The 26,883-nt window shown below is 70.0% G+C and carries 28 protein-coding genes and 1 tRNA gene; 16 read left to right on the top strand and 13 right to left on the bottom strand.

Going from position 1 to position 26,883, the window contains the following annotated elements:
* Positions 1–71 precede the first annotated feature (71 nt).
* Positions 72–338: a 30S ribosomal protein S20 gene (gene rpsT, locus RKE50_RS14740; protein ID WP_350037569.1), complete on the bottom strand. Its 267-nt coding sequence runs from the start codon at positions 336–338 to the stop codon at positions 72–74.
* A gap of 162 nt (positions 339–500) precedes the next feature.
* On the opposite strand from rpsT, the gene RKE50_RS14735 reads away from it, so the two are divergent.
* A complete protein-coding gene (locus RKE50_RS14735; protein WP_350037567.1) occupies positions 501–1,502 on the top strand; it encodes a tyrosine-protein phosphatase in 1,002 nt (333 codons plus the stop codon).
* Here the strand turns inward: RKE50_RS14735 and RKE50_RS14730 are convergent.
* On the bottom strand, positions 1,499–1,726 hold the full coding sequence (locus tag RKE50_RS14730) for a hypothetical protein (protein WP_350037565.1): 228 nt from the start codon (positions 1,724–1,726) through the stop codon (positions 1,499–1,501). The genes RKE50_RS14735 and RKE50_RS14730 overlap by 4 nt on opposite strands.
* Before the next feature lie 170 nt (positions 1,727–1,896).
* On the opposite strand from RKE50_RS14730, the gene RKE50_RS14725 reads away from it, so the two are divergent.
* Together RKE50_RS14725 and dinG are read left to right on the top strand one after the other, a co-directional pair.
* Positions 1,897–3,048 carry a 1-acyl-sn-glycerol-3-phosphate acyltransferase gene (locus RKE50_RS14725; protein WP_350037563.1) on the top strand — a complete coding sequence of 384 codons (1,152 nt, stop codon included), beginning with the start codon at positions 1,897–1,899 and terminating at the stop codon, positions 3,046–3,048.
* Between the two features lie 5 nt (positions 3,049–3,053).
* Positions 3,054–5,171 carry an ATP-dependent DNA helicase DinG gene (gene dinG / locus RKE50_RS14720; RefSeq protein WP_350037561.1) on the top strand — a complete coding sequence of 706 codons (2,118 nt, stop codon included), beginning with the start codon at positions 3,054–3,056 and terminating at the stop codon, positions 5,169–5,171.
* Between the two features lie 154 nt (positions 5,172–5,325).
* On the opposite strand, the gene RKE50_RS14715 is transcribed toward dinG, so the two are convergent.
* Positions 5,326–5,399 (bottom strand) — tRNA-Gly (locus RKE50_RS14715).
* A gap of 81 nt (positions 5,400–5,480) precedes the next feature.
* On the opposite strand from RKE50_RS14715, the gene RKE50_RS14710 reads away from it, so the two are divergent.
* Entirely contained in the window at positions 5,481–5,798 is a 318-nt protein-coding gene (locus RKE50_RS14710) for a YqcC family protein (protein ID WP_350037559.1), read from the top strand.
* Positions 5,799–5,807: 9 nt separating this feature from the next.
* On the opposite strand, the gene RKE50_RS14705 is transcribed toward RKE50_RS14710, so the two are convergent.
* From RKE50_RS14705 to argF, 6 genes are all read right to left on the bottom strand, one after another.
* Positions 5,808–8,027, bottom strand: coding sequence for a TonB-dependent receptor (locus RKE50_RS14705; RefSeq protein ID WP_350037557.1), 2,220 nt, complete (start codon positions 8,025–8,027; stop codon positions 5,808–5,810).
* Positions 8,028–8,202: 175 nt separating this feature from the next.
* Complete coding sequence (fadA, locus tag RKE50_RS14700) at positions 8,203–9,378, bottom strand: acetyl-CoA C-acyltransferase FadA (RefSeq protein WP_502937893.1); 1,176 nt, start codon at positions 9,376–9,378, stop codon at positions 8,203–8,205.
* Positions 9,379–9,406: 28 nt separating this feature from the next.
* Positions 9,407–11,554, bottom strand: a complete 2,148-nt coding sequence (gene fadB, locus RKE50_RS14695; RefSeq protein WP_350037554.1) for a fatty acid oxidation complex subunit alpha FadB — start codon at positions 11,552–11,554, stop codon at positions 9,407–9,409.
* 114 nt (positions 11,555–11,668) lie between these two features.
* On the bottom strand, positions 11,669–12,355 hold the full coding sequence (locus RKE50_RS14690) for a DUF6498-containing protein (protein WP_350037552.1): 687 nt from the start codon (positions 12,353–12,355) through the stop codon (positions 11,669–11,671).
* Between the two features lie 7 nt (positions 12,356–12,362).
* On the bottom strand, positions 12,363–12,626 hold the full coding sequence (locus tag RKE50_RS14685; protein ID WP_350037550.1) for a hypothetical protein: 264 nt from the start codon (positions 12,624–12,626) through the stop codon (positions 12,363–12,365).
* Positions 12,627–12,774: 148 nt separating this feature from the next.
* A complete protein-coding gene (gene argF, locus RKE50_RS14680; protein ID WP_350037548.1) occupies positions 12,775–13,686 on the bottom strand; it encodes an ornithine carbamoyltransferase in 912 nt (303 codons plus the stop codon).
* Positions 13,687–13,935: 249 nt separating this feature from the next.
* On the opposite strand from argF, the gene grxD reads away from it, so the two are divergent.
* Positions 13,936–14,265, top strand: coding sequence for a Grx4 family monothiol glutaredoxin (grxD, locus tag RKE50_RS14675; RefSeq protein ID WP_350037546.1), 330 nt, complete (start codon positions 13,936–13,938; stop codon positions 14,263–14,265).
* 39 nt (positions 14,266–14,304) lie between these two features.
* Here the strand turns inward: grxD and bfr are convergent, their stop codons facing one another.
* Both bfr and RKE50_RS14665 read right to left on the bottom strand, forming a co-directional pair.
* Complete coding sequence (gene bfr, locus RKE50_RS14670; RefSeq protein WP_350037545.1) at positions 14,305–14,790, bottom strand: bacterioferritin; 486 nt, start codon at positions 14,788–14,790, stop codon at positions 14,305–14,307.
* Positions 14,791–14,887: 97 nt separating this feature from the next.
* Positions 14,888–15,100, bottom strand: a complete 213-nt coding sequence (locus RKE50_RS14665) for a bacterioferritin-associated ferredoxin (protein WP_350037543.1) — start codon at positions 15,098–15,100, stop codon at positions 14,888–14,890.
* Positions 15,101–15,246: 146 nt separating this feature from the next.
* Between RKE50_RS14665 and RKE50_RS14660 the strand changes: the two genes are divergently transcribed.
* The 11 genes from RKE50_RS14660 to lipB all read left to right on the top strand — a co-directional run bounded on the left by RKE50_RS14660 (position 15,247) and on the right by lipB (position 25,001).
* The gene (locus RKE50_RS14660; protein ID WP_350037541.1) at positions 15,247–16,503 is read left to right on the top strand and encodes a glutamate-5-semialdehyde dehydrogenase; all 1,257 of its coding nucleotides are present in this window, start codon (positions 15,247–15,249) and stop codon (positions 16,501–16,503) included.
* Positions 16,500–17,216, top strand: coding sequence for a nicotinate-nucleotide adenylyltransferase (nadD, locus tag RKE50_RS14655; protein WP_350037540.1), 717 nt, complete (start codon positions 16,500–16,502; stop codon positions 17,214–17,216). The genes RKE50_RS14660 and nadD overlap by 4 nt, the downstream gene beginning before the upstream one ends.
* 34 nt (positions 17,217–17,250) lie before the next feature.
* A complete protein-coding gene (gene rsfS, locus RKE50_RS14650) occupies positions 17,251–17,586 on the top strand; it encodes a ribosome silencing factor (RefSeq protein WP_350037538.1) in 336 nt (111 codons plus the stop codon).
* Entirely contained in the window at positions 17,586–18,056 is a 471-nt protein-coding gene (rlmH, locus tag RKE50_RS14645; RefSeq protein ID WP_350037536.1) for a 23S rRNA (pseudouridine(1915)-N(3))-methyltransferase RlmH, read from the top strand. Before rsfS ends, rlmH begins: the two co-directional genes overlap by 1 nt.
* Complete coding sequence (mrdA, locus tag RKE50_RS14640) at positions 18,056–19,906, top strand: penicillin-binding protein 2 (protein WP_350037535.1); 1,851 nt, start codon at positions 18,056–18,058, stop codon at positions 19,904–19,906. Before rlmH ends, mrdA begins: the two co-directional genes overlap by 1 nt.
* Positions 19,899–21,038, top strand: coding sequence for a rod shape-determining protein RodA (rodA, locus tag RKE50_RS14635; RefSeq protein WP_350037534.1), 1,140 nt, complete (start codon positions 19,899–19,901; stop codon positions 21,036–21,038). The genes mrdA and rodA overlap by 8 nt, the downstream gene beginning before the upstream one ends.
* Positions 21,039–21,067: 29 nt before the next feature.
* Positions 21,068–22,072, top strand: coding sequence for a lytic murein transglycosylase B (gene mltB / locus RKE50_RS14630; RefSeq protein WP_350037533.1), 1,005 nt, complete (start codon positions 21,068–21,070; stop codon positions 22,070–22,072).
* Positions 22,069–22,839: a septal ring lytic transglycosylase RlpA family protein gene (locus RKE50_RS14625; RefSeq protein WP_350037531.1), complete on the top strand. Its 771-nt coding sequence runs from the start codon at positions 22,069–22,071 to the stop codon at positions 22,837–22,839. The genes mltB and RKE50_RS14625 overlap by 4 nt, the downstream gene beginning before the upstream one ends.
* Before the next feature lie 97 nt (positions 22,840–22,936).
* Positions 22,937–24,097, top strand: a complete 1,161-nt coding sequence (locus tag RKE50_RS14620) for a D-alanyl-D-alanine carboxypeptidase family protein (RefSeq protein WP_350037530.1) — start codon at positions 22,937–22,939, stop codon at positions 24,095–24,097.
* Positions 24,098–24,105: 8 nt separating this feature from the next.
* A complete protein-coding gene (locus RKE50_RS14615; RefSeq protein ID WP_350037528.1) occupies positions 24,106–24,375 on the top strand; it encodes a YbeD family protein in 270 nt (89 codons plus the stop codon).
* A complete protein-coding gene (lipB, locus tag RKE50_RS14610) occupies positions 24,372–25,001 on the top strand; it encodes a lipoyl(octanoyl) transferase LipB (protein ID WP_350037526.1) in 630 nt (209 codons plus the stop codon). Before RKE50_RS14615 ends, lipB begins: the two co-directional genes overlap by 4 nt.
* Here lipB and RKE50_RS14605 read toward each other — a convergent pair.
* Together RKE50_RS14605 and RKE50_RS14600 are read right to left on the bottom strand one after the other, a co-directional pair.
* Positions 24,991–25,521 carry a response regulator transcription factor gene (locus RKE50_RS14605; protein WP_350037524.1) on the bottom strand — a complete coding sequence of 177 codons (531 nt, stop codon included), beginning with the start codon at positions 25,519–25,521 and terminating at the stop codon, positions 24,991–24,993. The genes lipB and RKE50_RS14605 overlap by 11 nt on opposite strands.
* Positions 25,518–26,846 (bottom strand): ATP-binding protein, encoded by a 1,329-nt coding sequence (locus tag RKE50_RS14600; protein ID WP_350037522.1) that lies wholly within the window; start codon positions 26,844–26,846, stop codon positions 25,518–25,520. Before RKE50_RS14600 ends, RKE50_RS14605 begins: the two co-directional genes overlap by 4 nt.
* Between the last annotated feature and the right edge of the window lie 37 nt (positions 26,847–26,883).

Here is a 26,883-nt window from a genome sequence, read left to right as displayed (position 1 = left end):
AAAGGCCGGCGCGCAGGCGCCGGCCTTTTTCTTGGAGTGCGGTTCAGCGGCTGGGCGCAGGGCCCGCCCGCTCAGGCGGCCAGGTTCTTGACCTGGGCGCTCAGCCGGCTCTTGTGCCGCGCTGCCTTGTTCTTGTGGATGATGCCCTTGTCGGCCATGCGGTCGATGACCGGGACCGCCTGCGTGTAGGCCTCGCGGGCTTTTTCCACATCGCCGCTCTTGATCGCCGCGACAACGCCCTTGATCTTCGTGCGCACGAGCGAGCGCAGGCTGGCGTTGTGGTTGCGGCGCTTTTCCGCCTGGCGGGCGCGCTTGCGGGCTTGCGGTGAGTTGGCCACGGTGTGTCCTCTGAATCGTCAACTGAAAATCGGGAGCGCGGAGTATCCACAGGTGCGGTATCATTGTCAACCGGGCGGCTGGCGGCACCCGGCGCCCTGCTTCGGGACGTCGCCGCACCCCGCAAGGCCGCCGGACCCGCGCACGACCACCAGGAGTACCCCATGCCGCTCAAGCCCGACAGCGTTCACATCTGGCGGACGCCCGACGGTCATCATTACCTGCACTGGGAGACCAGTGACCCGTCGAGCGCGGTCGCCGTCGAACCCCTGGATGCCGCCGCCGAGGCCAGCGCGCTGCCGCCGGGCAGCGCGGGCAGGGTCCGGGTCACGGGGCTGCCCGCGGCGCGGCGGCACTTCTTCCGCCTGCGCGACAGCCACGGCACGGAGGTGGTTGCCCCGGCCCGGGGCCTCGGACTGCCGGGGGGTGTGAACTTCCGCGACTTCGGCGGCTACCGCGCCGCCGACGGCCGCCGCGTCCGCTGGGGCTACCTGTTCCGCTCCGGCAACCTGTCGCGGCTCACCGAGGAGGCCCAGGGCATGTTCGCCGGGCTCGGCATCGACGTGGTCTGCGACTTCCGTCGCGAGGACGAGCAGGCGAGCGACCCCAGCCGGCTCCCCGCCGAGACGCGGCGGATCAACCTCGCGATCACCCCCGGCAGCCAGGGCAGCGCGCTCTACGGCGGGCGCCACCGGCTCACCGGCGCCGAGGCCATGGCCGAGGCCATGCGCGACATCAACCGGGAGTTCGTGCGCTCCCAGAGCGACCGCTACGCCGCGCTCTTCGGTCACCTGCTGGCCCCCGGCAACGAGCGCTTCCTCGTGCACTGTGCGGCGGGCAAGGACCGCACCGGCTTCGCGGCGGCGCTGGTCCTCTTCGCCCTCGGTGTGCCGCGGGAAACGGTGCTGCAGGACTACCTGCTCACCCGGCATTACTTCGACCCCGCCCGCGAGCTGGCGCGGGTGCGGGAGAAATACGACATGCACCACCTCGAGGACGACACGCTGCTGCCGATGCTGCAGGTGGACGAGAGCTATCTCGGCGCGGCGCTGGCAGCGATCGAGGAGGATTACGGGTCGGTCGAGGCGTACCTGGAAGCGGCCCTGGGCGTGGGCCCGGCGGAGCGGGCGGCGCTGGCTGCCCGCTATCTCGAGGAGGACGGCTAGCCGAGGCCGAGGCCGAGCAGGAGGAGACCGAGCACGGCAAGGCCGATGCTCTGGCCGGCCTTGTCGAGGCGGAACAGGCCGTAGAGGTAGGCGAGGGGCGGCAGGAGCGTGGCGAAGAGGCCCCAGGCATAGTCTTCGCGCCAGGCAGTGATGAGCATGAGCACCCAGCTCACCAGCAGCAAGGCAGCGCCAAAGGTCGTCATTGCAGCACTCGCAGCGTCCATGGTTCCTCCGTGATGGACTTGGGGGTCTCTGAAGCGCGGCAAAGCCTACCAGACTGGGCCGCGGGCGCCACTGTTTTCTGGGCCCCGGCTTTCCCGCACGAGCCGTTCTGCCGGATGACGCTGCAGGGCTTTTTCGTTAAGGTTAGGCGCTTTTTTTCGAGGATACCCGCGTGAGCGAGCACGATCCCTACGCCGACATCAGGCCCTATCGCGACGACGAGGTCGCCCCGGTGCTCGCCCGGCTGCTCGAGGACCGGGAGCTCACCGGCGCCATCGCCGCGTTCCGCTTCGGCGGCCTGGCGCGGCTGCTGCCGTTCCTGCTGCGCCCGGCGGTGCGCTGGTACCTCAAGCGCCAGCTGCGCGGCGTCGAAACCGTCCATGACCTGCAGCTGGTGATCCGCGGCTACATGGATGCCATGATCGAGAACACGACCGCCGGCCTGACGGTGACCGGTCTCGACAAGCTCGACCCGGCCCGCGCCTGGCTCTTCGTGAGCAACCACCGGGATATCGCCATGGACCCGGCGTTCACCAACTACGCGCTGCACGTGAACGGTTTCGACACGCTGCAGATCGCCATCGGGGACAACCTGCTCACCAAGCCCTGGGTTTCGGACCTCATGCGCCTGAACAAGAGCTTCATCGTCCGCCGCTCCGCCGCCGGCCCGCGGGAGCTGCTGGCCGCCTCCCGCCACCTCTCCGCCTATATCCGCCACGCGCTCACCGAGCAGCATGCCAACGTCTGGATCGCCCAGCGCGAGGGGCGCGCCAAGGACGGTATCGACCGCACGGAGCCCGCGGTGATCAAGATGCTCTCCCTGAGCCGGGACAAGGCGAGCGAGGACTTCGGCGAACACATCGCCAGCCTGGGTATCGTTCCGGTCGCCATCTCCTACGAGATCGATCCCTGCGATGCGCTCAAGGCGCGCGAGCTCGCCGAGCGCGCCCGCACCGGCGCCTATGAAAAGGGTGAACAGGAGGATGTCGCTTCCATCGGCGTGGGCATCGCGGGCAGCAAGGGCCGGGTACACGTCAGCTTCGGCACCCCGCTCGACCGGCGTTTCGACAGCGCTGCGGCGGTGGCCGCGGAGATCGACCGGCAGGTGCTGGCCGGCTTCCGACTGCACCCGAGCAACCTCCAGGCCTGGGAGGCTCTCGAGGGCCGGCGAGCGCCCGCGGGGCTGCGCTGCGAGGCGGGCTCCGTGTCCGCCGCCGCTTTCCGGGCGCGCATGGAGGCGATACCCGAGGATCACCGCCCCTTTGCCCTCGCCATCTACGCCAACGCGGTTCGCAGCCAGCTGTCCCTGCGCGAGGCGGCCTGACCGACTTGCTGAGCGAGGCCCTCAAGGACCGGATCCGCGACGCCTACAGCGCCACGGTGGCCGCGCGCAACCTGAGCCCACGCCTCGGCCAGCGGCAGATGATCGGCGCCGTGGCCCGCGCGCTGGCCCGCTTGCCGGGCGATCGCAGCGCGCCGGCCGAGCCGCCCATCTGCGTCGTCGAGGCCGGCACCGGTACCGGCAAGACGCTCGCCTACGCCCTCGCGGCCATCCCCATCGCCCAGGACCGCGGCAAGCGCCTGGTGGTGGCGACCGCCACCGTGGCCCTGCAGGAGCAGTTCGTGCACAAGGATCTGCCGGACATTGCCGCCGGCAGCGGTCTCGCCTTCACCGCCGCCCTGGCCAAGGGACGGCGGCGCTACGTGTGCCTCAGCAAGCTGGACCGGCAGCTGGCGCAGGGGCAGGACGCCTCGGCGGCGATTCCCCTCTATCCCGACGAGCTGCCCGCCGCCGGTGCCGGCGACGCGCTGCCGGTCTACGAGGCCATGATCGACGCTCTCGGCCGCGGCAGCTGGGACGGCGACCGGGACAGCTGGCCCGAGGCGCTGGACGAGCCCACCTGGCTGCCGGTTACTACCGATCACAACCAGTGCACCGGGCGCCGCTGCCCGAATGTCGGCCAGTGCAGCTTCTTCCGCGCCCGGGAGGCGCTGCAGGGGGCCGATATCGTGGTCGCCAACCACGACCTGGTGCTCGCGGATCTCGCCCTGGGCGGTGGCGCGATCCTGCCGCCCCCGGAAGACACCATCTACATCTTCGACGAGGGCCACCACCTCCCGGACAAGGCCCTCAACCACTTCTCCAGCTTCTGCCGCCTGCACAGCACGCGGCAGTGGCTGCGCGGCAGCGCGCGCGGGCTCGCCGCGGGCGTGGCGGATATCGGCGGGGTCGCGGGCGTCGGTCCCCTGCTGGAAAAGCTGCCCGACCAGCTGGAGGAGCTCGCCGTGGGCCTCGAGGCGGCGGAGGACGCGGTGGTGGCGCTCCTCGCCGGGGAGGACGCGCGCACCGGCCGGGAGGCCGAGCGGCTGCGCTTTCCGCACGGCGTGGTGCCGGAGGCGCTCGTGCCGCTGGCCGGCACGCTCGCAGCGGGCTTCGGCCGCCTGGCCTCAGGGCTGGCCCGGCTCGAGGGCTGCCTCGAGGACGAGCTTGAAAACGGCGACCGGGAGTCTGTCGAGCCCTGGCACCTCGCCGTCGCGGGCATGCGCGGCCGGGCCGAGAACACCCTGGCACTGTGGCAGGATTACGCGGTGCCGGACCCGGAGGGCCCCCCGCCCCGGGCGCGCTGGATCAGCCGCGCCCGCGCCGGTGCCGGCGGGCCGGTGGGGCACGACCTGCTGTGCAGCCCGATCCTGGCGACGGATATTCTCGCCGAGCACCTCTGGCCCCGCGCCGCCGGCGTGGTGGTCACCTCGGCAACCCTGACGGCCCTCGGCAGCTTCGACCGTTTCCGCCAGCGCAGCGGCGTGCCGGAGGACGCGATCTTCGAGGTCGTCGGCAGCCCCTTCGACTATACCCGGGCGACGCTGTCTGTACCGGCCATGGCGGCTGACGGGGGCAACGCCGCCGCCCACACCGAAGAGCTCATCGAGCGCCTGCCCGGATGGCTGGACCCGGCGGAGGCGGCGCTGGTGCTGTTCGCGTCGCGGCGGCAGATGCTGGAGGTGCGCGACGGCGTCGCCGACCGTCTCGGCGACCGGCTGCTGGTTCAGGACAGCCTGGGCAAGCAGGAGATTCTCCGCCGCCACCGGGAGGCGGTGGACGCGGGCCGGGGCAGCGTCATCTTCGGCCTGGCGAGCTTTGCCGAGGGTGTGGACCTGCCCGGCGACTACTGCCGCCACGTGGTCATCGCCAAGCTGCCCTTTGCCGTGCCCGACAGCCCCCTGGAAGCCGCGCTCGCCGAGTGGGTGGAGGACCGGGGCGGCAACGCCTTCATGGAGATCAGCGTCCCCGACGCCGCGCTCCGCCTGACCCAGGCCAGCGGCCGATTGCTGCGCACGGAGGCGGACGGCGGGCGCATCACCCTCTGCGACCGCCGCGTGGTCACCCGGCGCTACGGCCGCGCGATCCTCGACTCCCTGCCGCCTTTCCGGCGCGAAATCGCCTGAAAACAATCCCTTGCCCGCCCGTGAAGAAGTGCTAGGCCAAAGAAGGCGGCGGGGTTCAGGCGTTGGGAACTGAAGCGGGTGCCAAGAAACGCCGGGGTCGCTCGAGTCCACGTCACCGCTTCATGGAATACTCGGGCCCGGCCGCTTGCGGGGATGGAGCGGGTGATGGGAATCGAACCCACGTCATCAGCTTGGGAAGCTGAGGTTCTACCATTGAACTACACCCGCGGGGGAAGCGCAGCTTAGGCCAAGTCCCCGCCGCCGTCAAAAGGGTCGGCTCTGGTACCCTAGACGGCCATGGAGGGGCCTATGCATACCCAGGTCGCGGAAGTGCTGATCGATATCGAGGCGGAACTCAGGCAGCTCCAGCTCTGGGAGTTCGAGCCGCCGCCGGACGAGGCCTTCGCGTCCACCCAGCCGTTCTGCTTCGACACGCTGACGCTGCCCCAGTGGCTGCAGTTCGTGTTCCTGCCGCGCATGCATGACCTCGTCGCTGCCGAGGCCTCGCTCCCCGGGGACTGCGGCATCCGTCCCATGGCCGAGGAGTACTTCCGCGACGCGCGGCTGCCCATCCGCGACCTCCTGCTCGCCCTGGACCGGGTCGACCGGCTCCTCGGCGGTCCCTGAGCGGCGGCGCTAGCCGCCCAGCCGCCAGTCCACGGAAACACCGACGATGCGCCCGCGGGCCAGCGGGCTGAAGGTGCCGCCCAGCGGCTCGCCGATGAACACGGCCGGCAGCTGCGAGTCGCCGCCGTGCTTGACCTCGTTGCGAAGGTTGCGGGCGTAGGCGGCGACGGTCCAGCGGCCGCTGCCGCTGGTCCAGGCGAGGTCCAGGTCGACGAGGTCCTGGGCCAGGATGTAGCCGAGGTTGTTGTCGGTGTAGGCGACGCGGTCGCGGTAGTTCCAGGCGGCGCGGGCGTCGAGGCGGCCGCCGGCGACGGCGCCCCGCCAGCGCGCTTCCAGGCTGCCGGTCCACTCCGGCGCCCGGGGCAGCTCGAGGTCTTCATCGGCGCTGTCCACGGTGCCGTTGCCGTCGAGGTCGAAGCGGACTTTCGTATAGCGGGCATCCAGGTAGCTCGCGGTCGCGGCGAGGGTGAAGCCCGCGCCGGCCTCGACGGTGAGGTCCAGCTCGGCGCCGGAGAGCTCCGCGCTCGCCGTGTTGCGGATCAGCTGCAGGATGCCGGCGGTGCCGCTGGGCAGGTTCACTTCCCGCTGCATGTCCTCCACCCGCGTGTGGTAGAGCGCGGCATCCAGGGCCCAGGCGCCGGCGCGTTGCTTGTAGCCCAGTTCGACCGTGTCCACCTGTTCCTCGTCGTAGGGCCCGGGCGGCTGGGCGGCGTTGGAATTGCGCAGGTTGTAGCCGCCGGAGCGGAAGCCGCGGGTCCAGCTGGCGTAGACGTGCCGGTCCGCATCCGGGCGGTAGCTCACGCCGAGCCGCGGCGAGAGCGTGTCCCACTGGTCGCGGTCGCGGAAGTCGAAGGGGCAATCGCCGCTGACCACGATATTGCAGGGCGTGGGGTTCAGGTTGAAGGAAGCGACTTGCACAGCTTTCTCCTCCCGGGACAGGCGCAGGCCGGCACTCAGCGTCCAGCGCTCGTTGAGCGCATAGTCCGCGCTACCGAACACGGCCAGCGTGTCCAGCGCCTGCTCGCCGCCGCCGTTCTGGGTGATCTGCGCGCTGCCGGGGACACCGCTCTCGCCGAGGAACAGGCGCCGGTCGTGGTAGGCGAGGTCGCCGGAGAAGAGGTAGAGGCCCGCGGTCACATCCACCGCCGACCCGAACTGCCCCCGGTAGCGCAGCTCGTTGCTCCACTGCTCGGCGTCGATCCAGCCGGGGGAGTGGAACAGGAAGCCCGGCTGGCCGTCGATGTCGCTCATGGCCACGGAGGACTGGTCGCGCCAGCCGAAGATGTTGGTCACCGTGCCTTCGCCGAAGGTCACGGCGCGGTCCCAGCGCAGGGTCAGGAAATCGCTCTCCACGGATTGGTAGCCGCGCTCGTCGATGGCGAACTCGTGGCTGTCCCGCGGAAAGTTACGCGGCGTGCCGGGTATCCCCGCGCCATTGGTGTGCGACTGCGTAGCCGCCCCCTCGCCGTCGATATCCGTGCGCTCGTAGAACAACGTCACCGTGTCGGCGGCCGTCGGTTCCCAGACCAGCGTGCCCCGGGCCATGGCCTGCTCGACGGCACCGAAGTCATCGCCATCGGCGAGGTTCTCAAACCAGCCCTGGTCGTCGTTGCCGTAGAGCACCAGCCGGCCCTCCAGGCTCTCGCCCAGCGGGCCTGACAGGCTGCCCATGAGGTAGCGCGACAGGCCGCCGTCGCCGCCGCCTTCCACGGCACCGCGCAGCGCCGCCTCGAAGCGGTCGCCGGGCTTGCGCGTTTCCAGCAGCACCGCGCCGCCGGTGACGTTGCGGCCGAAGAGAATACCCTGCGGGCCGCGCAGGACCTCGATGCGCTCGAGATCGAAGATATCGAAGACCGTGTCGTTGTTGACCGCGAGATAGACGCCGTTGACGAAGACGCCGACCGCCGGGTCGATGGACGGGATGGAGCTGTTGATGCCGAGGCCGCGGATGGAGAAGTTGGCGGTGCCGCGGCGGGTACCGACATCGTCGAGGAGGACACCGGGCAGCCCGGCGGACAGGCGGGTGAGGTCGCGTGCCTTGAGCGTCTCCAGGTCCTCGCTGCTGAAGGCCGTCACCGCCACCGGCGCCTCGATGGCGCGCTCGCTGCGCTTGCGGGCGGTCACCAGGACCTCCTCGAGGACCGGGCGGGCCCCGGTCTCCCGGGCAATGGCGGGGGTCGCCGCCGCGGCGGTGGCGAGGAGGAGGGCGGTGCTGAGGGTGCGCTGCATGGCAAACTCCCGGCTGGATGGCGCGCGAAGAGTGCGCCAAGCGCCGGGAGCTGTCAACCTGCATAGAGGCCCTGGGTTAACAGCGGGGCCGCGCCCGGTGTGGGAGCCGGCTGGTAGCGGTGTCTCGCCGGTCCCAGCCCGGCCATCACGGGCCCGGGCGGGGTCGTCGAGCGGGTCAGACCCGCTCGACGACCGTGGTGATGCCCTGGCCGAGGCCGATGCACATCGTGGAGATGCCCCAGGTCAGGTCGCGGTCCTGCATCACGTTCAGCAGCGAGCCGGTGATCCGCGTACCGGAGCAGCCGAAGGGGTGGCCGAGGGCGATGGCGCCGCCGTGGACGTTGACCTTCTCCTCCATGCTGTCCAGCAGGCCAAGGTCCTTGAGCACCGGCAGGGCCTGTGCCGCGAAGGCCTCGTTGAGCTCGACCATGTCGATGTCGCCGATGGACAGGCCCAGCTGCTTGAGGGCCTTCTTCGTCGACGGGACCGGGCCGTAGCCCATGATCGACGGGTCCACGCCGGCGACGGTCATGGCGCGGATACGGGCGATCGGTTCGAGGCCCAGGGCTTCCGCCTTCTCGGCCGAGAGCACCAGCATCGCCGAGGCGCCGTCCGAGATCTGCGAGGAGGTGCCCGCGGTCACCGTGCCGCCCTGCGGGTTGAAGGCCGGCGGCAGCTCCGCGAGGCCCTCCAGGGTCGTTTCCGGGCGGATCGTCTCGTCGCGGGTCACGGACACCAGGGCACCCTGCTCGTCGTGGCCCTCCACGGGGATGATCTCGCGATCGAACTTGCCGTCCACCGTGGCCTTGTGGGCCAGCTGGTGCGAGCGCAGCCCCAGCTTGTCCTGGTCCTCGCGCTTGATGCCGTGCATGAGCCCCAGGTACTCGGCGGTCATGCCCATCATGCCCGCCGCCTTGGCGACGTTGAGGCCGAGGCGGGGGTTGATGTCCACGTCGTCCATCATCGGCAGGTGGCCGAGGTGCTCCACGCCGCCGACGAGGTAGACGTCACCGATGCCGGCGATGATGCTGGCGGCGGCGGTGTGCAGGGCGGACATGGACGAGCCGCAGAGGCGGTTCACGGTCTGCGCGGGCACGGTGAACGGCAGCTGTGCCCGGAGCACGATGTTGCGCGCGAGGTTCATGCCCTGCTCACCCCGCTGCAGCACGCAGCCCCAGATCAGGTCGTCGATCTCCGCCGGGTCGAGCTTGTCGTTGCGGGCCAGCAGGCCCCTGATCACCGCGACGGACAGGTCGTCCGCGCGCACGTTGCGGAAGCAGCCGTTCTTGGACCGGCCCATGGCGCTGCGGGCGAAGTCGACGATGACGGCGTCTCTCGGGTTGGCTTTCACAGTCATTCTCCTTTGCTCGAGCCGGCGCTCAGTAGTAGGTCTCGCCGGCGGCGAGTTTTGCTTTCATGCCCTCGGTCAGCTCGTAGGTCTTGCCGAGGTCGGCGAACTTTTCCGACTGCTCCGCCAGCCAGGGCAGGCCGACGGTATCGAGCCAGCGGAAGACGCCGCCGCGGAAGGGCGGAAAGCCGATGCCGTAGACCAGGGCCATGTCCGCTTCGGCGGCGCTGCCGACGATGTTCTCCTCGAGGCAGCGGGCGAGCTCCGTGGCCATCGGCAGCATCATGCGGGCGATGATGTCGTCGCGCTCGAACTCGCGGCGCTCGCCGCAGACCGGGGCAATGAGCTCGTAGGCGGTCTCGGACGGGGTCTTCTTCGGCTTGCCGCGCTTGTCGGGCACGTAGTCGTAGAAGCCCTTGCCGTTTTTCTGGCCGAGGCGGTCGTTCTCGAACATGACTTCCGTCGCGGTCTTGAAGTCGAGTTTCATGCGGTCCGGGAAGCCCTCGGCCATGACGCCGGCGGCGTGCACGCCCGTATCGATGCCGACCACGTCCATGAGATAGGCCGGGCCCATGGGCCAGCCCCACTTCTCCATGACCTTGTCCACGGCCTGGAAGTCGGCGCCGTCGCGCAGGAGCTTCGAGAAGCCGTCGAAGTAGGGGAACAGTACCCGGTTGACGAGGAAGCCGGGGCAGTCCTTTACCACCACGGCCTTCTTGCCCATGCGGTTGGCATAGGCCACGGTGCGGGCGATGGCGGCGTCCGAGCTCTTCTCGCCGCGGATCACCTCGACCAGCGGCATGGCGTGCACGGGGTTGAAGAAGTGCATGCCGCAGAAGTTCTGCGGCCGCTCCAGCGCCTCGGCGAGGTAGGTGATCGAGATGGTCGAGGTGTTGGAAGCGAGGATCGTGTCCTCCGTGATCTGCTTCTCCGTCTCGGCGAGAACCGCGTGCTTGACCTTCGGGTTCTCGACCACCGCCTCGACGACGATATCGACCTGGTCGAAGCCATCGTAACTGAGCATGGGGTCGATGCTGCTGAGCACCTCGCCCATCTTCTCGGGCGTCATGCGGCCGCGCGCGACGCGCTTCGACAGCAGCTTGCCGGCCTCCGAGAGGCCGAGGTCCAGGCCTTCCTGGGCGATATCCTTCATCTTGATCGGAATGCCCTTGTAGGCGGACTGGTAGGCGATGCCGCCGCCCATGATGCCGGCGCCGAGGACCGCCGCGCGCTCGATGTTCTTGTCGGCCTGCTTTTCCCACCCCTTGGCCTGCTTGGACAGGTACTGGTCGCCGAGGAAGATGCCGACCAGGGCGGCGGCCTGCGGCGTGGTGGCCAGCTCGGCAAAGCCGCGGGCCTCGACCGCGAGGGCGTCCTCGAGGCCCATGCCCCGGGCTTCCTCGATCACCTCGACCACTTTCATGGGGGCCGGGTAGTTCTTGCCGGCCTGCTGCCCGACCATGGCCTTCATGGTGAAGAAGGCCATCATGGCCTCCGTGTCGTTCATGGGCAGGGGGCCCGCCTTGGCGGCGCGGCGGCCGGCGTAGTCGAGCCTGCCGTCGGCGGCATCGGCCAGCATCCTGAGCGCCGCGTCGCGGAGCGCGTCCGCCTCGACCACGGCATCCACCGCGCCGGCCTTGAGGGCGGCGTCGGCGCGCTGCTCCGCACCGGTGGTGATCCAGGTCACCGCCTCGTCCACGCCGATGATCCGCGGCAGGCGCACCGTGCCGCCCCAGCCGGGCAGGATGCCGAGCTTGGTTTCCGGCAGGCCGACCCTGGCGGCGCTGGCCATGACCCGGAAGTCGCAGGCCAGGCAGACCTCGAGGCCGCCGCCCATGGCGTAGCCGTTGATCGCCACCACGGTCGGGAAGGGCAGGGCCTGGAGGCGGTTGAAGTTGGCATTGTTGACGCCGGTGAAGCCGGCGATGTCATCGGCCCCGGCACCGAAGAGCTCGGTGAACTCGGTGATGTCGGCGCCGACGATGAACACCGGCTTGCCCGAGGTCACCAGCAGCCCGCGCAGGCCCTGCTCGGCCTCCAGGGCATCGAGGGCCGCGGTGAGGTCGGCGACGGTGGCCTGGTTGAACTTGTTGACCGACTCGCCGGCGAGATCAAAGCGCAACTCGGCAAAGTCGCCATCGAGGCGAGCCACGGAAAGCGCGTCACTCTGGTAGATCATGGTGAGGTCCTGTTGCTGTAGGCAATGGATGCCGGCGCGGGAGCCGGCGGGGGCCCCACAGTGTAGCGCCCGCTCCCGGTCCTGTGAATGTTTGCAGTGTAAATATTTGCCGCGTCAGCGGTCCGCGGTGGCGGCCGCCTTGCGGTGTTCGCGCAGGTGGAGGGAGATGTCGAGGCCGAGTTTGAGGGCGACCAGGACCAGCAGCAGGCCGAGGGGCTCGCCCAGGGCGAGCACGGCGAAGCCGCCGGCGATGATAGCGATGTGGAGCACGGCGATGCGCCCGTAGGGCGCGCCCATCAGCGCGTTGAGCGACGCCCGTTCGCGCTCCCCGGCGAGCAGGAAGTTGAGCACGAAGGAGCCGCCGTGGCTTACCAGCAGCGCGAGGAATGCCCAGAGCCAGTAGGGCGGTGCGTGTGCGAGGACCTGCCGGACGACCTCCAGCAGCAGCTGGATGAAGACCAGGAACAGGGGCCAGCTGTCACCGCCGAGGACCTGGGCCTGGTCGTCGATGAGCAGGGTGAGGATGAACAGCCCGTGCACCGCACAGAAGCCGCCGTAGTGAATGGCGAAAAACAGGCCCATGGGCAGTGCCCCGAGCGGGTTCACGACCAGCATCTTAAGCAGGGTGTAGAAGCCGAGGACGAGATTCTCGGACCAGTAGAGCACCACGAGGGCGGCGATATCCCAGTCGAGGAAAAGCACGCCGGCCAGGGGAACGAGGTTGGCGATAACCAGCAGCGCCAGGCTGGCCCGGCGCCGGGTGCCCGCGTAGCCGGAGACCGGCCCGGCGGCGGTGGTCACGGGAGGGTCAGTGCAGGATTCGGTCCGGCGAGCTCGCGGTGGGCAGCCTGTCCTTGCCCTGGGTGCCGCCCTTGTCGCGGTCTGGCTCCGCTTCCGTCCGTGCCCGGGGCCGTGCCTCGCCCTGTGCCCGGCCGTGCCCTTCGCCCCGTGCCTCGACCTGGCTGCGCAGGCGGCCGACGACGCTGGTCATGACGTCGATGGTCTGGCTGATCTGGTCCAGCGCCATGAGGATACTCTCGCGGTCGCTGTACGGGTCGTCGCGGTCATTCATGGCGTTTTCCCTCCGCCGGGCCCCGCCGGGCCGCGGGGCTCGGCGCTGCGCCTTTGCTGGGTCGGGCGCTATATCTGGGGGCATGGTTTCAATTGGTGTACAAGATAGTGCGCTTTTGAAGGTTCTGCAAGTTTTTGGTGCATCTTGCTTAGGCGGCGCTCTCGAGGAGCGCTTCCAACAGCGCTTTCTGCGCGTGGAGCCGGTTCTCGGCCTCGTCCCAGATCACGCTGTCCGGCGCGTCCATGAGCCCCGCGCTGATCTCCTCGCCACGGTGCGCGGGCAGGCAGTGCATGTAGAGGGCGTCCGCAGCAGCCCGGGCGAGCAGGTCCTCGTTGAGCTGGTAGGGCGCGAAGGCCTCGGCCCGGGCCCGCTGCTCGCTTTCCTGGCCCATCGAGGCCCAGACATCGGTGACCAGCAGGTCGGCGCCCGCGGCCGCCGCCGCCGGGTCGCTGACCAGCGTCACCCGGTCCGCGTTCGCCGCCAGCAGATCGGCATCCGGCTCGAACCCGGGCGGGCAGGCGATGCGCAGTTCGAAATCGAACTGCCGCGCCGCGTTGATATAGGACTGGCACATGTTGTTGCCGTCGCCCACCCAGCAGACGCTGCGCCCGGCGATGGGGCCGCGGTGCTCACGGTAGGTCTGCATGTCGGCCAGCAGCTGGCAGGGGTGGTAGCTGTCGGTCAGCGCATTGATCACGGGGACCGTGGAGTGCGCGGCGAAGCGCTCGACGATGTCGTGGCCGAAGGTGCGGATCATCACCACGTCGACCATGGAGGAGATGACCCGCGCAGAGTCCTCGATCGGTTCTCCGCGTCCGAGCTGCGTATCCGTGGGCGACAGGAACATGGCGTGGCCGCCGAGCTGGGCCATGCCGGCCTCGAAGGAGACGCGGGTGCGGGTGGAGGACTTGGCGAACACCATGGCCAGGACCTTGCCGGGGAAGCGGCGCTGGTCCTCCCCGGCGCGGTGGCCGCGCTTCAGCTCGCTGGCGCGGTCGAGGAGCGCGCGCAGCTCGGCCGGCGTGAAGTCGAGGAGGGTCAGGAAGTGCCGCGTTGCCATAGTCGATCCTCTGCGGGCGTGCCCCCGGGGTGTTGTCGAAGGCCGGTGCCCGGGCGCGGAAAAACCGGCGAGCATAGCGGCTGACCCCGGCGCTGGCAATTGTCGCGGACCGAAAGCCGGGCCGCGACATTTGGCGAATAACCGACTAAAATACGCAGGTATACGCGGCGCACCCCGCCGACATCCGCCGGGTCCCTGCCCGGGCCGGATCTTTACCCAGGCAGCAACAGGAACGCTAAGGAAGTGACGATGGATATCATGGAGCAAATCCGGGAGCAGATCGAAAACAACACGATCCTGCTGTACATGAAGGGCTCACCGAACCAGCCGCAGTGCGGTTTCTCGGCCCGGACCGTGCAGGCACTCATGGCCTGTGGCGAGCGCTTCGCCTACGTGGATGTGCTCTCCAATCCGGATATCCGCGCCAACCTTCCGCAATATGCCAACTGGCCCACCTTTCCCCAGCTCTGGGTGAAGGGCGAGCTCATCGGCGGTTGCGATATCGTGAGCGAAATGCACGAGAGCGGCGAACTCGCCACCCTCATCAAGGAGGCCGCGGGGGGCGAGGCGGTCTCCTGAGACCGTCCCTGCGCAGCTGCGCAGGAGACGGTACCGCGGTCAGGCCTCGGGCTTGACCGTGCGCGCTGCCGTTTGCAGGTAGTTCTCCAGGCCGAGGCGCTCGATGAGGCCCAGCTGGGTTTCCAGCCAGTCGATGTGCTCTTCCTCGGCCTCGAGAATGCTGACCACGAGATCGCGGGAGACGTAGTCGCCGACGCTGTCGCAGTAGGCAGCGGCCTCCTTCAGATCCTTGTGCGCGATATGCTCGAGCTTGAGGTCGCACTCGAGCATGTCCTTGGTGTCCTCACCGATCAGCAGCTTGCCGAGGTCCTGCAGGTTGGGCAGGCCCTCCAGGAAGAGGATGCGCTCGACGAGGTCATCGGCGTGCTTCATCTCGTCGATGGATTCGTGGTACTCGTGCTCCGCGAGCTCGGTCAGGCCCCAGTCCTTGTACATCTTGGCGTGCAGAAAGTACTGGTTGATCGCCACCAGCTCGTTGCCGAGGATGCGGTTGAGGTGTTCGATGACCTTGGGGTCGCCCTTCATGCTGCTATCTCCTGTCTACGGAAACCCCTGCCGGCACAGGCAGGAGCCGGGGCCAGTGTATCCGCAGGTGAAGGTGGGTGCCAGTCAGCCGGCCCGGTCAGCCCGGGCGGACGGCCGCGTAGAATCGATCTTCGGGAATGGAGAAGGCGCCGCCGCTTTCCTCGAGCACGGCTTGCGCCATGGAGCCGCACTGTCCGCACTGGCTCGCCACACCGAGGTGCTCCGTGAGTTCCTCGAGGGTGGAAATACCGGTTGAGGCCGCGGCGCGGATCTGGCTTTCGGTGATGCCGTTGCAGAGACAGACGAACATGGTGATTTCCTTTGGCTACGGGTAAGAAGCTAGTGCCAATGAGAATGATTGTCAAATGTTTTTGTGGCCTCTTGCGACCGATTCACGGCCGCGCATCGGACGCGTCGGGTATACTGCGGCGCCCCTGTTGAACGATGGTTGGCAGCATGACCCTCGACAGCTACATGCAGGAACTCGGCCGCGGCGCGCGCATCGCGTCGCGGCGCCTGGCCGCCTCGACGACCGCGGAACGCAACGGCGCCCTCAAGGCCATCGCCGAGGCCCTCGATGGCGCCCGCGACCGCATCGCCGCGGCCAACGAGGAAGACCTCGCCCGCGGCCGCGAGCAGGGTCTCGACGCGGCACTGCTGGACCGCCTGGAGCTGACCCCCGTGCGCATCGACGGCATGCTCGCCGGGCTCGTCGAGGTGGCGGCCCTGCCGGACCCGGTCGGTGCCATCAGCGATCTCGCCAGCCGCCCCTCCGGCATCCGCGTCGGCCGCATGCGCGTACCGCTGGGGGTGATCGGCATCATCTACGAATCCCGGCCCAACGTGACCGTGGACGCCGCCGCGCTCTGCCTCAAGGCGGGCAACGCCAGCATTCTCCGCGGCGGTTCCGAGGCGCTGGCGTCCAACACGGCGATCGCCGGTGCCATCGCCGAGGGCCTGCGCGCCATGGCGCTGCCGGCAGGTGCCGTGCAGGTGGTCGACACGGCGGACCGCGCGGCGGTCTCCGCCCTGCTGCGCATGGAGGCCTACGTGGACGTGGTGGTCCCCCGCGGCGGCAAGGGGCTCATCGAGCGCGTGACCGCCGAGGCGCGGGTGCCGGTGCTCAAGCATCTCCACGGCGTCTGCCACGTCTTCATCGATGCCGCCGCGGACCCGGCCATGGCCCACGCCATCGCCTTCAACGCCAAGACCCAGCGCTACGGCACCTGCAACACCATGGAGACGCTGCTGGTCGACGCCGCCATTGCCGACACGGTGCTGCCCGGCCTCGGCGAGGCCTACCGGGAAGCGGGCGTGGAACTGCGCGGCTGCAAGCGCAGCTGTGCGCTGCTGCCCGGCATCCGCCCGGCCACGGAAGCGGACTGGAGCGAGGAGTACCTGGCACCGGTGCTCGCCGTGCGCGTGGTCGATGACTACGAGGCGGCGCTCGCGCACATCGCCCGCTACGGCTCCGGCCACACCGAGGCCATCGTGACCGCGGACCACGGCCGGGCCATGCGCTTCCTGCGCGAGGTCGATGCGAGCTCGGTGATGGTCAACGCCTCCACGCGCTTTGCCGACGGCTACGAGTACGGCCTCGGTGCGGAGATCGGCATCTCCACGGACAAGCTCCATGCGCGCGGCCCGGTCGGTCTCGAGGGGCTTACCTCGCAGAAGTGGATCGTCCTCGGTGAGGGGCACGTGCGCTCTTGACCGGCGCCGGCGCGCGACCGGGCCCTGTCGCCGTCTTCGGTGGCACCTTCAACCCGGTTCACCTGGGGCACCTGCGCTCGGCGGTGGAACTGGTCGAGCGGCTGGAGCTCGACGAGCTGCGCTTCATGCCCTGCGCACTGCCGCCGCACCGTGAGGCGCCCGGTGTCGACGCCGCGAGTCGTGCGGCGATGGTGGAGCTCGCGATCGCCGGCGCCCCCCGCCTCGCCTGTGACCGCCGGGAGCTGGAGCGCGATGGTCCGTCCTACACCATCGACAGCCTGCTGTCGCTGCGCGGCGAACTGGGCTCGGGCCGTTCCCTGCTGCTGGTGATGGGCAGTGACGCGCTGGCCGGGCTGGCGGGGTGGCACCGCTGGGAGGAACTGCTGGACCACTGTCACATCGTCGCGCTCGCGCGGCCCGACGCGGCCCTGCCCGACAGCGGCCCGGTGGCCGCCTGGCTGGCCCGGCACCGGGTCGAGGCCGATGTGCTGCGGGTGCGCCCGGCGGGCGGGGTACATGTCCTGCAGCTCCGGCCGCTGCCGATTTCCGCCACGGAAATCCGCGGGCTGGTACAATCGGGTTTTTCGGCGCGCTACCTGGTCCCGGACCCGGTGCTCGCCCACATCGAACGCCACGGGCTCTACCGACAGGAGCTCCCGGGACCGGTCAAGAGACAGGTAAACACACAGGAAGGAAACGATTGCCAGCAGTGAATCCCCCGGCCGCCTTCGGCGGCCCGCGCGCAAAGTGACCGCCGAGGAACTCCGCGACCTCGCCCGCGATGCCCTCGAGGACCTCAAGGGCGTGAACGTGGTCAGCATCGACGTGCGCGACCGCACCGACGTCACCGACTTCCTGGTCGTTGCCAGCGGCACCTCCAACCGGCACGTGAAATCTCTCTCCGACAGCGTGATCGAGAAGGCCAAGAAGGCGGACGCCCGGCCCCTCGGGGTGGAGGGCCAGGACGCCGGCGAGTGGGTCCTGGTGGACCTCGGCGACGTGGTGGTCCACGTGATGCTGCCCGCGGCCCGCGATTTCTACGACCTGGAGCGGCTCTGGGCAGTCCCCGACCGGCCCGGCTGATGCGCCTGACGGTGCACGCGGTAGCCGGCAAGCTGCCGCGCTGGGTGGCGGAGGGCAGCGCCGACTACGAACGCCGCCTGCCGCGGGAACTGAAGCTCACCTGGCGCGACGTGCCGCTGGCGCGGCGCGGTGCGGACGGCAGCGGCGCCGTGCTGGCCGAGCGCGAGGGAGAGCGGCTGCTCAAGGGGCTCGGCGACGAAGACCGGGTGATCGCCCTGGACCCGACCGGTGAGCCCTGGCGGACCGAGGACCTGGCGCGGCACCTGGCGGACTGGCAGATGGACGGGCGCCCGGTGGCCTTCCTGGTCGGCGGGCCCGACGGCCTGTCCCCGGCGTGCCGGGCGCGGGCGGAGCGGAGCTGGTCCCTGGGGCGGCTGACGCTGCCCCACCCGCTGGTGCGCATCGTGCTCGTCGAGCAGCTCTACCGGGCTTGGACAATCCTCAGCAACCACCCCTATCATCGCGGCTGATGGCGCAGACAATCACCCTGAAGGATACGCGGCGGGAACTGCGTATCTTTGGCGGCCGCACAGCGGTCGCGGTGCTTGCCGTGCTCGCGGCGCTGTTCCTCGTGTTCCTGCGCTATTTCAACCTGCAGGTCACCGGTTACGAGACCTACCGCACGCAGTCGGAACGCAACCGGGTCCAGCTGCAGGCGCTGCCGCCCAAGCGCGGCCTCATCTACGATCGCCACGGCGCGCTGCTGGCGGCCAACCAGCCGAGCCATATCCTGTCCCTCGTGCGCGAGCGCGTGCCGGACCTCGAGGGGACGCTCAGCGCCCTGGGCGAACTCGTCACCGTGGACGAGGACGACCTGGAGGCGTTTCGCCGCCGCCTCGACCAGCGTCGCCCCTACGAGCCCGTGCCCCTGCGTTTCCGCCTCACCGAGGAGGAGCGGGCCCGGCTGGCGGTGAACCGCCACCGCCTGCCCGGTGTCGTGGTCGATGCGCAGCTCATGCGTCACTACCCGCAGGGCGAGCTGTTCACGCACGCCATCGGCTACGTGGGGCGCATCAACGAGCGCGAGGCGGCGCGCCTGGACGCGTCGGACTACCGCGGGACCTTCCACATCGGCAAGACCGGCATCGAGCGCCGCTACGAGGACACGCTGCACGGCGAGGTGGGCTACCAGAACGTCGAGACCAACGCCCACGGCCGCGTGCTGCGCATCCTCGACCGCTTCGACCCCGAGCCGGGCCGGGACCTCGTGCTCAACCTCGACAGCACGCTGCAGCGCGTGGCCACGGAGGCCCTCGGTGACCAGCGCGGCGCCGTGGTGGCCATGGACCCGGCGACCGGGGGCGTGCTGGCCCTGGTCTCCACACCGGTCTTCGACGGCAACCTGTTCGTGAACGGCATCAGCAGCAGCGACTACAGCGCGCTGCGCGACTCGGCGGACGTGCCTCTGTTCAATCGCGCCGTGCAGGGGCAGTACCCGCCGGGCTCGACGGTCAAGCCGCTGATGGCCGTCGCCGGCCTGGAGTCCGGGCTGGTGACGCCGGAGAGCACCGTGCCGGACCCGGGCTGGTACCGGCTCCCGGGCGACACGCGGCGCTACCGCGACTGGATCCTGCGCATCCGCGGCACCGGCCACGCCCCCGAGGTGGACCTGCACATGGCCCTGGCGGAGTCCTGCGACGTCTATTTCTACGACCTCGCCCGCCGCCTGACGGTGGACCGCATGCACGACTATCTCGCGCCCTTCGGCCTCGGCTCGCGCACGGGTATCGATACCACCAACGAGCGCCCCGGTGTGCTCCCCTCGAGCGAGTGGAAGCGCAGGACCCTGGGCCAGCCCTGGTACCCGGGGGAGACGCTCAGCGTCGGCATCGGCCAGGGCTACATGCTGGCCACCCCGGTACAGCTGGCGGCGGCCACGGCGGCGATCGCCAACCGTGGCGTCTTCCACGTACCGCAGCTGGTCCGGCGTATCGGCGGGGAGGCGGTCGTCCCCGCACCGGCGCGAATGATCGAGGCGGCGCCGGAAACCTGGGACGCGATCCACGAGGGCATGCGCGCCGTGGTCCACGGGGAGCGGGGCACGGCGAAGCTCATCGCCCGGGGCCTCCAGTACGACATGGCCGGGAAGACCGGCACCGCGCAGGTCATCGGTATCGCCCAGGGCGAGGTCTACGACGAAGACGAGATCGCCGAGCGCCACCGCAACCATGGCCTCTTCGTGGCTTTTGCACCGCTCGAAGCACCCACGATCGCCGTGGCGGTGATCGTGGAGAACGGCGGTGGCAGCACCGCCGCCTCGCCGATCGCCCGCGAGGTGATCGACGCCTGGCTCCTGCGCGGGACCCTGGCCGATGGTTGATTACGTCCGCCAGCTGCCGGGGCATGAAGCGGGCCTGGGCCAGGGCTCGCGCGCCGCCTCACGGCTGCGCCTCGATCTGCCCCTGCTGGCGCTGCTGCTGGCGCTCACCGGCTACGGACTGGTGGTCCTGTACAGCGCTGCCGACGGGGATACGGGCGCCGTGCTGCGCCAGGCGCGCTACTTCGTTCTCGGCTTCCTGGTGATGCTCATCGCGGCCCAGGTTCCCCTCGTCCGCTACCAGCGCTGGTCGCCCTGGGTCTACCTGGGCGGACTTTTCCTGCTCTTCGGCGTGATGTTCTTCGGGGTCGGCGCCAAGGGCGCCCAGCGCTGGCTCGACCTCGGCGGTTTCCGTTTCCAGCCCTCGGAGATCATGAAGCTGCTGGTGCCCATGACCGTGGCCTGGTACCTCGCCGACCGGGTGCTGCCGCCGCGGCTGCCCTACCTGCTGGTCTGCTTCGGCCTCATCGTGCTGCCGGCGGCCCTGATCCTGCAGCAGCCGGACCTGGGGACGGCACTGCTCATCGCCGCCAGTGGCCTCTTCGTCGTGTTCATGGCCGGCATGGGCTGGCGCTACATCTTCGGTGCCCTCGCCCTGGCCCTGGCCTCCGCCTGGCCCATGTGGACCTTCGTGCTCAAGGACTACCAGCGCCAGCGCATCCTCACGCTGCTGAACCCCGAGAGCGACAAGCTCGGCGCCGGCTGGAACATCATCCAGTCCAAGACCGCCATCGGCTCCGGCGGCTGGTCCGGGAAGGGCTGGCTGGAGGGCACGCAGTCACACCTCGATTTCCTCCCGGAGAGCCACACGGACTTTATCATCGCGGTGCTGGCGGAGGAGTTCGGCCTGCGCGGCGTGGTGCTCCTGCTGGCCCTGTACCTGCTCATCCTGCTGCGCGGATTCTGGATCGGCCTCAATGCCCAGAGCACCTATGGCCGCATCCTCGCCGGCAGCCTGACGCTGACTTTCTTCGTCTACATCTTTGTTAATATGGGCATGGTGTCCGGGCTCCTGCCCGTGGTCGGTGTCCCGTTACCCCTGGTGAGCGCCGGGGGCACCTCCGTGGTCACACTCCTGGCGGGCTTCGGCCTGCTCATGGCCGTCGCCGCGGAGCAACGGGTCATCGGACAATGAGCCGCCATCCCGGCCAGCGAGGGAGCCCGATGCTGCACGCCTTTCCTGTCCCCCTGCCCCTGCGGCGCCTCGCGCTGCTCGCGGGCTTTTGTATTGCCCTGCCGGCCTGCGCAGAGCACTACGGCGACCACCCGGCCGCCGCCGGCTTCATCGACGAGCTGGTGGCCGAGGACGGTTTCGAGCGCGCGGAACTGGAGGCGCTGTTCGCACAGGCGGAACGCCAGGACAGCATCCTCGAGGCGATCGCCCGGCCGGCGGAGAAGACCAAGCCCTGGCACGAGTACCGCGACATCTTCCTCACCGACCGCCGCATCGACGAGGGTATTGCCTTCCTTGCCGAGCACCGCGACACCCTCGCCGCCGCCGAGGCGGAGAGCGGCGTACCGGCGCCGGTGATCGCCGCGGTGCTCGGTGTGGAAACCTACTACGGCCGCATCACCGGCAGCTACGCGGTTATCGATGCCCTGTCGACGCTCGCCTTCGACTATCCGCCGCGCTCGCCGTTCTTCCGCCGGGAGCTGCGCCACTTCCTGCTGCTGGCGCGGGAGCAGGGCCTCGACCCGGCAACACTCGAGGGCTCCTATGCCGGCGCCATGGGTTACGGCCAGTTCATGCCGAGCAGCTACCGCAGCTACGCGGTGGATTTCGACGGCGACGGGCTCGCCGACATCTGGAACAATCCCGCCGATGCCATCGGCAGCGTTGCCAACTACCTCGCGCGCCACGGCTGGCGGCCGGGTGAGCCGGTGGCGGCACGCGCGACCCTTGCCGGGCCGGTTCCGGCGGACTGGTTCGACGACGGCCTCGACGCGGAGCGCACGGTCGCCGAGCTCGGCGCCGGGGGGCTCGTCGCCGGGCGCGAACTGCCGGCCGAGGCCCCGGCCCTGGCCCTGTCCCTGCAGGGTGACGACGGGCCCGAGTACTGGATCGGCCTGCCCAACTTCTACGTCATCACCCGCTACAACCACAGCGTGCTGTACGCGATGGCCGTGTACCAGCTGAGCGAGCGACTGCGCGAAGGTGCCGGCGCGTGAGCCTGCCCTGGGGCCTGGGCTGCCTGCTGCTCGTCGGTCTGGGCGGCTGCAGTGTTTCGGAGCCGCCCGACGGCGCACCGCTTAAGCCCATCGCGGCGCACGAGGTGCCGGATGCGGTGCCCCGCGCCGAGCCTGTCCTGCGCGCCGGGAACAGCAGTCCCTACGTGGTTAACGGCGAGACCTACCGCGTGCTGCCGACGGCGGCGGGCTACCGCGCCGAAGGTATCGCCTCCTGGTACGGGACGCGCTTCCACGGGCGCGAGACCGCCAACGGCGAGCCCTATGACCTCTACGGCCCCACGGCAGCCCACCGGACGCTGCCTATTCCCTCCTACCTCCGGGTCACCAACCTCGCCAACGGGCGTTCTATGGTGGTGCGGGTGAACGACCGCGGCCCCTTCCACGCGGACCGGGTCATCGACCTCAGCTACGGCGCCGCCGTGCGCCTGGGCTTTGCCGAGGCGGGGACCGCGCCGGTGCGCCTGGAGGCCCTCGCCCTCGCCGGCGTCGACGACCGCCGCGACAGCGAGGCCGGGGTCTACCGCTACCTCCAGCTCGGCGCGTTCTCCAGCCAGGAGACGGCGGAGAGCCTGCGCGCCCAGGTGGCCGCGCTGGTCGATGCGCCGGTGACGGTGACGCCGGTCGAGGTGCACGGTCGCGCCCTGAACCGCGTCCGTGTCGGCCCCGTGCGCGACGAGGCGCACCTCGAGTCCGTGCGGGCGCTGCTGCGCGCCCGGGGACTCGATCCGGGACAGGCCCTGCCCTGAGAGCGCCACTTTCCGCCCGGCATCGGGGGCCTTCCTTTCGCTGGCCCGGGCCATGCGGTAACATCGCGCGCTCCTAGCCATCGGGGGATTGCCTGCCATGCGTCGACTCGCCTTCGCCATTCTCGGCCTGTTCCTGGCCGTGCAGGGCCAGGCCCAGAGCATCGTGCCCGCGCCGCCGCAGGTCGCCGCCGAGGCCTTCATCCTGGTCGACGCCGCGACCGGCTTCGTGATCGCGAAGGACAACCCCGACGCGGCGCTGCCCCCGGCGAGCCTGACCAAGCTCATGACCAGCTATGTACTGGCCAACGAGATCGCCGAGGGACGGCTCTCGCGCGACGAGCAGGTGGTGGTGAGCGAGAACTCCTGGTCCCAGAACCCGGTGTTCAACGGCTCTTCCCTGATGTGGATCGAGCCCGGCAAGGACGTGACCATCGGCGAACTCGAGCGCGGCATCGTCATCGCCTCCGGCAACGACGCGACCGTCGCCGTGGCCGAGCATATCGCCGGCAGCGAGGAGGCCTTCGCCGAGCTCATGAACCAGCACGCCGAGCGTCTCGGCCTGGGCGGCTCCCACTTCATGAACTCCCACGGGCTGCCGGACCCGAACCACTACACCACGGCGCGAGACCTCGCCAAGCTGTCCGCGGCGATCATCCGCGAGTTCCCCGAGCACTATGCGCGCTACCAGGAGCTCGACTACACCTACAACGACATCAAGCAGTACAACCGCAACAAGCTGCTGCGCGAGGACCCGTCCGTGGACGGTCTCAAGACCGGTTATACCAGCGAGGCCGGCTACGGCCTGGTGGCCTCGGCGAAGCGCGGCGACATGCGGCTCATCTCGGTCGTACTCGGCACCAGCAGCCCCACGGCGCGCAAGAACGAGACCCGCAGCCTGCTCAACTACGGCTTCCGCTTCTACGAGACGGCCCGCCTCCTCGATGCCGGCGAGGAACTGGAAAAGCCGCGGGTCTGGAAAGGGCAGGTCGACTACGCCCCCGTCGGCGTCCTCGACGAGATCGTGCTCACGCTGCCCCGGGGCAAGCGCCAGCAGGTGGAGCAGCGCGTGGCCCTGGCCGATGACATCGAGGCCCCGCTGGCGATCGGCGACAGCGTCGGCACGCTGACCCTGCTGCTCGATGGCGAGCTGCTCTACCAGGGTCCGGTGGTCGCGCTCCAGGCCGTGGAGCCCGGCGGCTTCTTCGCGCGGCTCTGGGACATCATCCTCATGTGGCTCGCGAGCCTCTTCGGAGCCTGAGGCGGCCCGTGACGGAGCGGGAACCGCCGAAGATCGAGTTTCCCTGCGAGTACCCGATCAAGGTGCTCGGCCGCAACCGCGAGGGCATGCAGGACGCCGTCGTGGCGGTGTTCGAGCGCCACGCGCCGGGCTTCGACCAGGCCGGCATCAGTATCCGCGATAGCCGCAACGGCACCTTCCTGGCGATGACCGTCACCATTACCGCCACTGGGCCGGAGCAGCTTAAGGCCCTGCACCGTGACCTCATGGCAACGGGCCACGTGCAGATGGTGCTGTGAACGCGGCGCTCCGCTACCGCCGCCTCGGCGAGGCGGATTACGAAGACACCCTCGCGGCCATGCGCCGGTTTACCGACGAGCGCGGCGCCGACACCCCCGACGAACTCTGGCTCCTGCAGCATCCCCGGGTCTTCACCCAGGGCCAGGCCGGCCGCGCAGAGCATGTGCTCGCGCCCGGCGATATTCCCGTGGTGCAGGTCGATCGCGGCGGCCAGGTGACCTACCACGGCCCGGGACAGTGGGTGGTCTACCTCCTCGTCGACCTGAAGCGCCGCGGCCTCGGTGTGCGCGAGCTGGTCAGCCTGATCGAGCGCGCCATCGTCACGGTGCTCGCCGGCCACGGCATCGAGGCGGCGGCAGACCCGGCCCGGCCCGGTGTCTACGTCGACGGGGCGAAGATCGCGTCCCTGGGGCTGCGGGTGCGCCGGGGCTGCAGCTACCACGGCCTTGCCCTCAACGTGAACCTCGACCTCGAGCCTTTCGGCCGCATCAATCCCTGCGGCTACGAGGGTCTCGTGGTGACATCCATGGCGGAGCTGCTTCCGGGGCAGGCGCTGGACGAGGATGCGGTCGGCGAGGCGCTGCTCAGCGCCCTGGACGGGGAACTCGCCGCGCTCAGTGCCTGACCGGCCGCTTGGCCAGCTTGCGCTGCAGCGTCCGCCGGTGCATGCCCAGGGCCCGGGCCGTGGCCGAGATGTTGCCGTCGTGGTCCCGGAGCACGCGCTGCAGATGTTCCCATTCCAGCCTGTCCAGGGACGTGGGCTGGCTGGGGATGTCCACGGGGGCGGGCCCGGCCTCGCCGAAGGCGGCAAGGATCTCGTCGATGCTCGCGGGCTTGCAGAGGTAGTTGGTCGCACCGGCCTTGGTCGCTTCCACCGCGGTAGCGATGCTCGAGTAGCCGGTGAGAACGACCAGGCGCGCCCCCGGCGCGCAGTCGAGGAGGGCGGGGAGCGCGACGAGGCCTGAGGTGCCCGGCATGTTCAGGTCCAGCAACACGTGGCTCGGCGCAAAGCCCGGGCAACGTTCCAGCGCCGTGTCCGCATCGTTGCAGACCAGCACCGCGAAGCCGCGGCGCTCGAGGCTGCGCGCCATGATCCGGGTAAACGCCGGATCGTCGTCCACGATCAACAGCCGCTGCCGGCTCATGCCTGCTCCTCGTTCTCTGTCAGCGTGGCGGTCGCGCTGCCGCCGGTCTCCCCGGGTGGCGCGAGCGGCAGGACCAGGCGCGCCTCGCTGCCGCCGTCGAGGTTGCGCAGCTCGATCCGCCCGCCGTGCCGCTCCACCGCGGCGTGACTCAGCATGAGGCCGATACCCAGCCCCTTGCGGCTGCCCAGCAGCACCGGCTTGCCGGGGTCCGCGAGCAGCTCCCGGGGGATCCCCGGGCCGTTGTCGCGCACCGTGACCCGGCCCTCCCGTGTATCCCAGCGGGTGCTGACCTCGACCCGGTCGCCGCCGCTGTCGGCGGCGTTGTTGAGCAGGTTCTCCAGCGCCTGCGCCAGCGTGGGCTCGGTGAGCACCGCCGGGGCGGGCCCCGCCTGGGACTCGAAGCCGTGGCGCACCGCTGGCCGGCGCACGGCCCAGCGCTCCAGGGTCTCCCGCGCGAAGGCATCGAGCGGCTGGCGCCGGGGACGGGTCGCGGAGGTCAGCTCTGCGGTGCTCGACAGCTCGCGCAGGGTGCTGCGGCAGGCCGCGAGCTGGTCGCGGAGGATCTCGCAGTCGGCCCGGGCAGCGCCGGGCAGCGCCGGGTCCTCGAGCAGCTCGTCGACGGTCACGGTCATGGTCGCGAGGGGCGTGGCCAGCTCGTGCGCCGTGCCCGCGGCGAGGCTCGCCACGGCCATGATCTGGTCATTGCGCAGGCGATCTTCCCGCTGTTTCGCGTCGCGGCTGGCCTGGGCCCGCAGTATCGCACCCATGCGCACGACGAAATAGGTGATGAGGCCTGCGCTGAACAGGAAGTTGAACCACATGCCCAGGGTGTGCATGTTGCCGGCGTCGCCGTGGCCCATGGCCGCGTGCGGCGAGAACAGCGGCAGCGGTACGTAAACGTAGAGCAGCACGCTGTAGGCGACGAGGGAGGCGCCGGTCACGAGCCAGGTGTAGCGCCAGGGCAGGACGGCGGCGGAAACCACCACGGGCACGATGTAATAGGAGATGAACGGGTTGTTGGCACCGCCGCTGAAGTACATGAGCGCGCTCCAGACGGCGACATCGCCGAGCAGCTGCCCGAAGAACTCGCCGTCGGTCACCGGCCAGGGCTGGCGGCTGCGCCAGTAGGTCGCAGCGGTGAAGCCGGCGAGGAGCGCCAGGCTGGCGCTCAGCCCCGGCAGGCTGGTGCCGCCCCGGCTGGCCAGCAGCACCCAGGTGAGCACGCCGGCCTGGCCGCAGAGGGCGATGGCGCGGATCGCCAGCAGGCTGCGCAGGTTGGCGAGGGAGGCGCGGTAGGCGTCGGGGTCCGGGTGGGCGCTCAGCATGGCGCGATTATAGCCTCGCGGCACGGGCGTGGCTGCA

The sequence above is a fragment of the Pseudohaliea sp. genome, from assembly GCF_040217025.1.
GTDB lineage: Bacteria > Pseudomonadota > Gammaproteobacteria > Pseudomonadales > Halieaceae > Pseudohaliea.
Note: the sequence above shows the minus strand (reverse complement) of the source record. Positions and strands in the feature narration are given on the sequence as shown.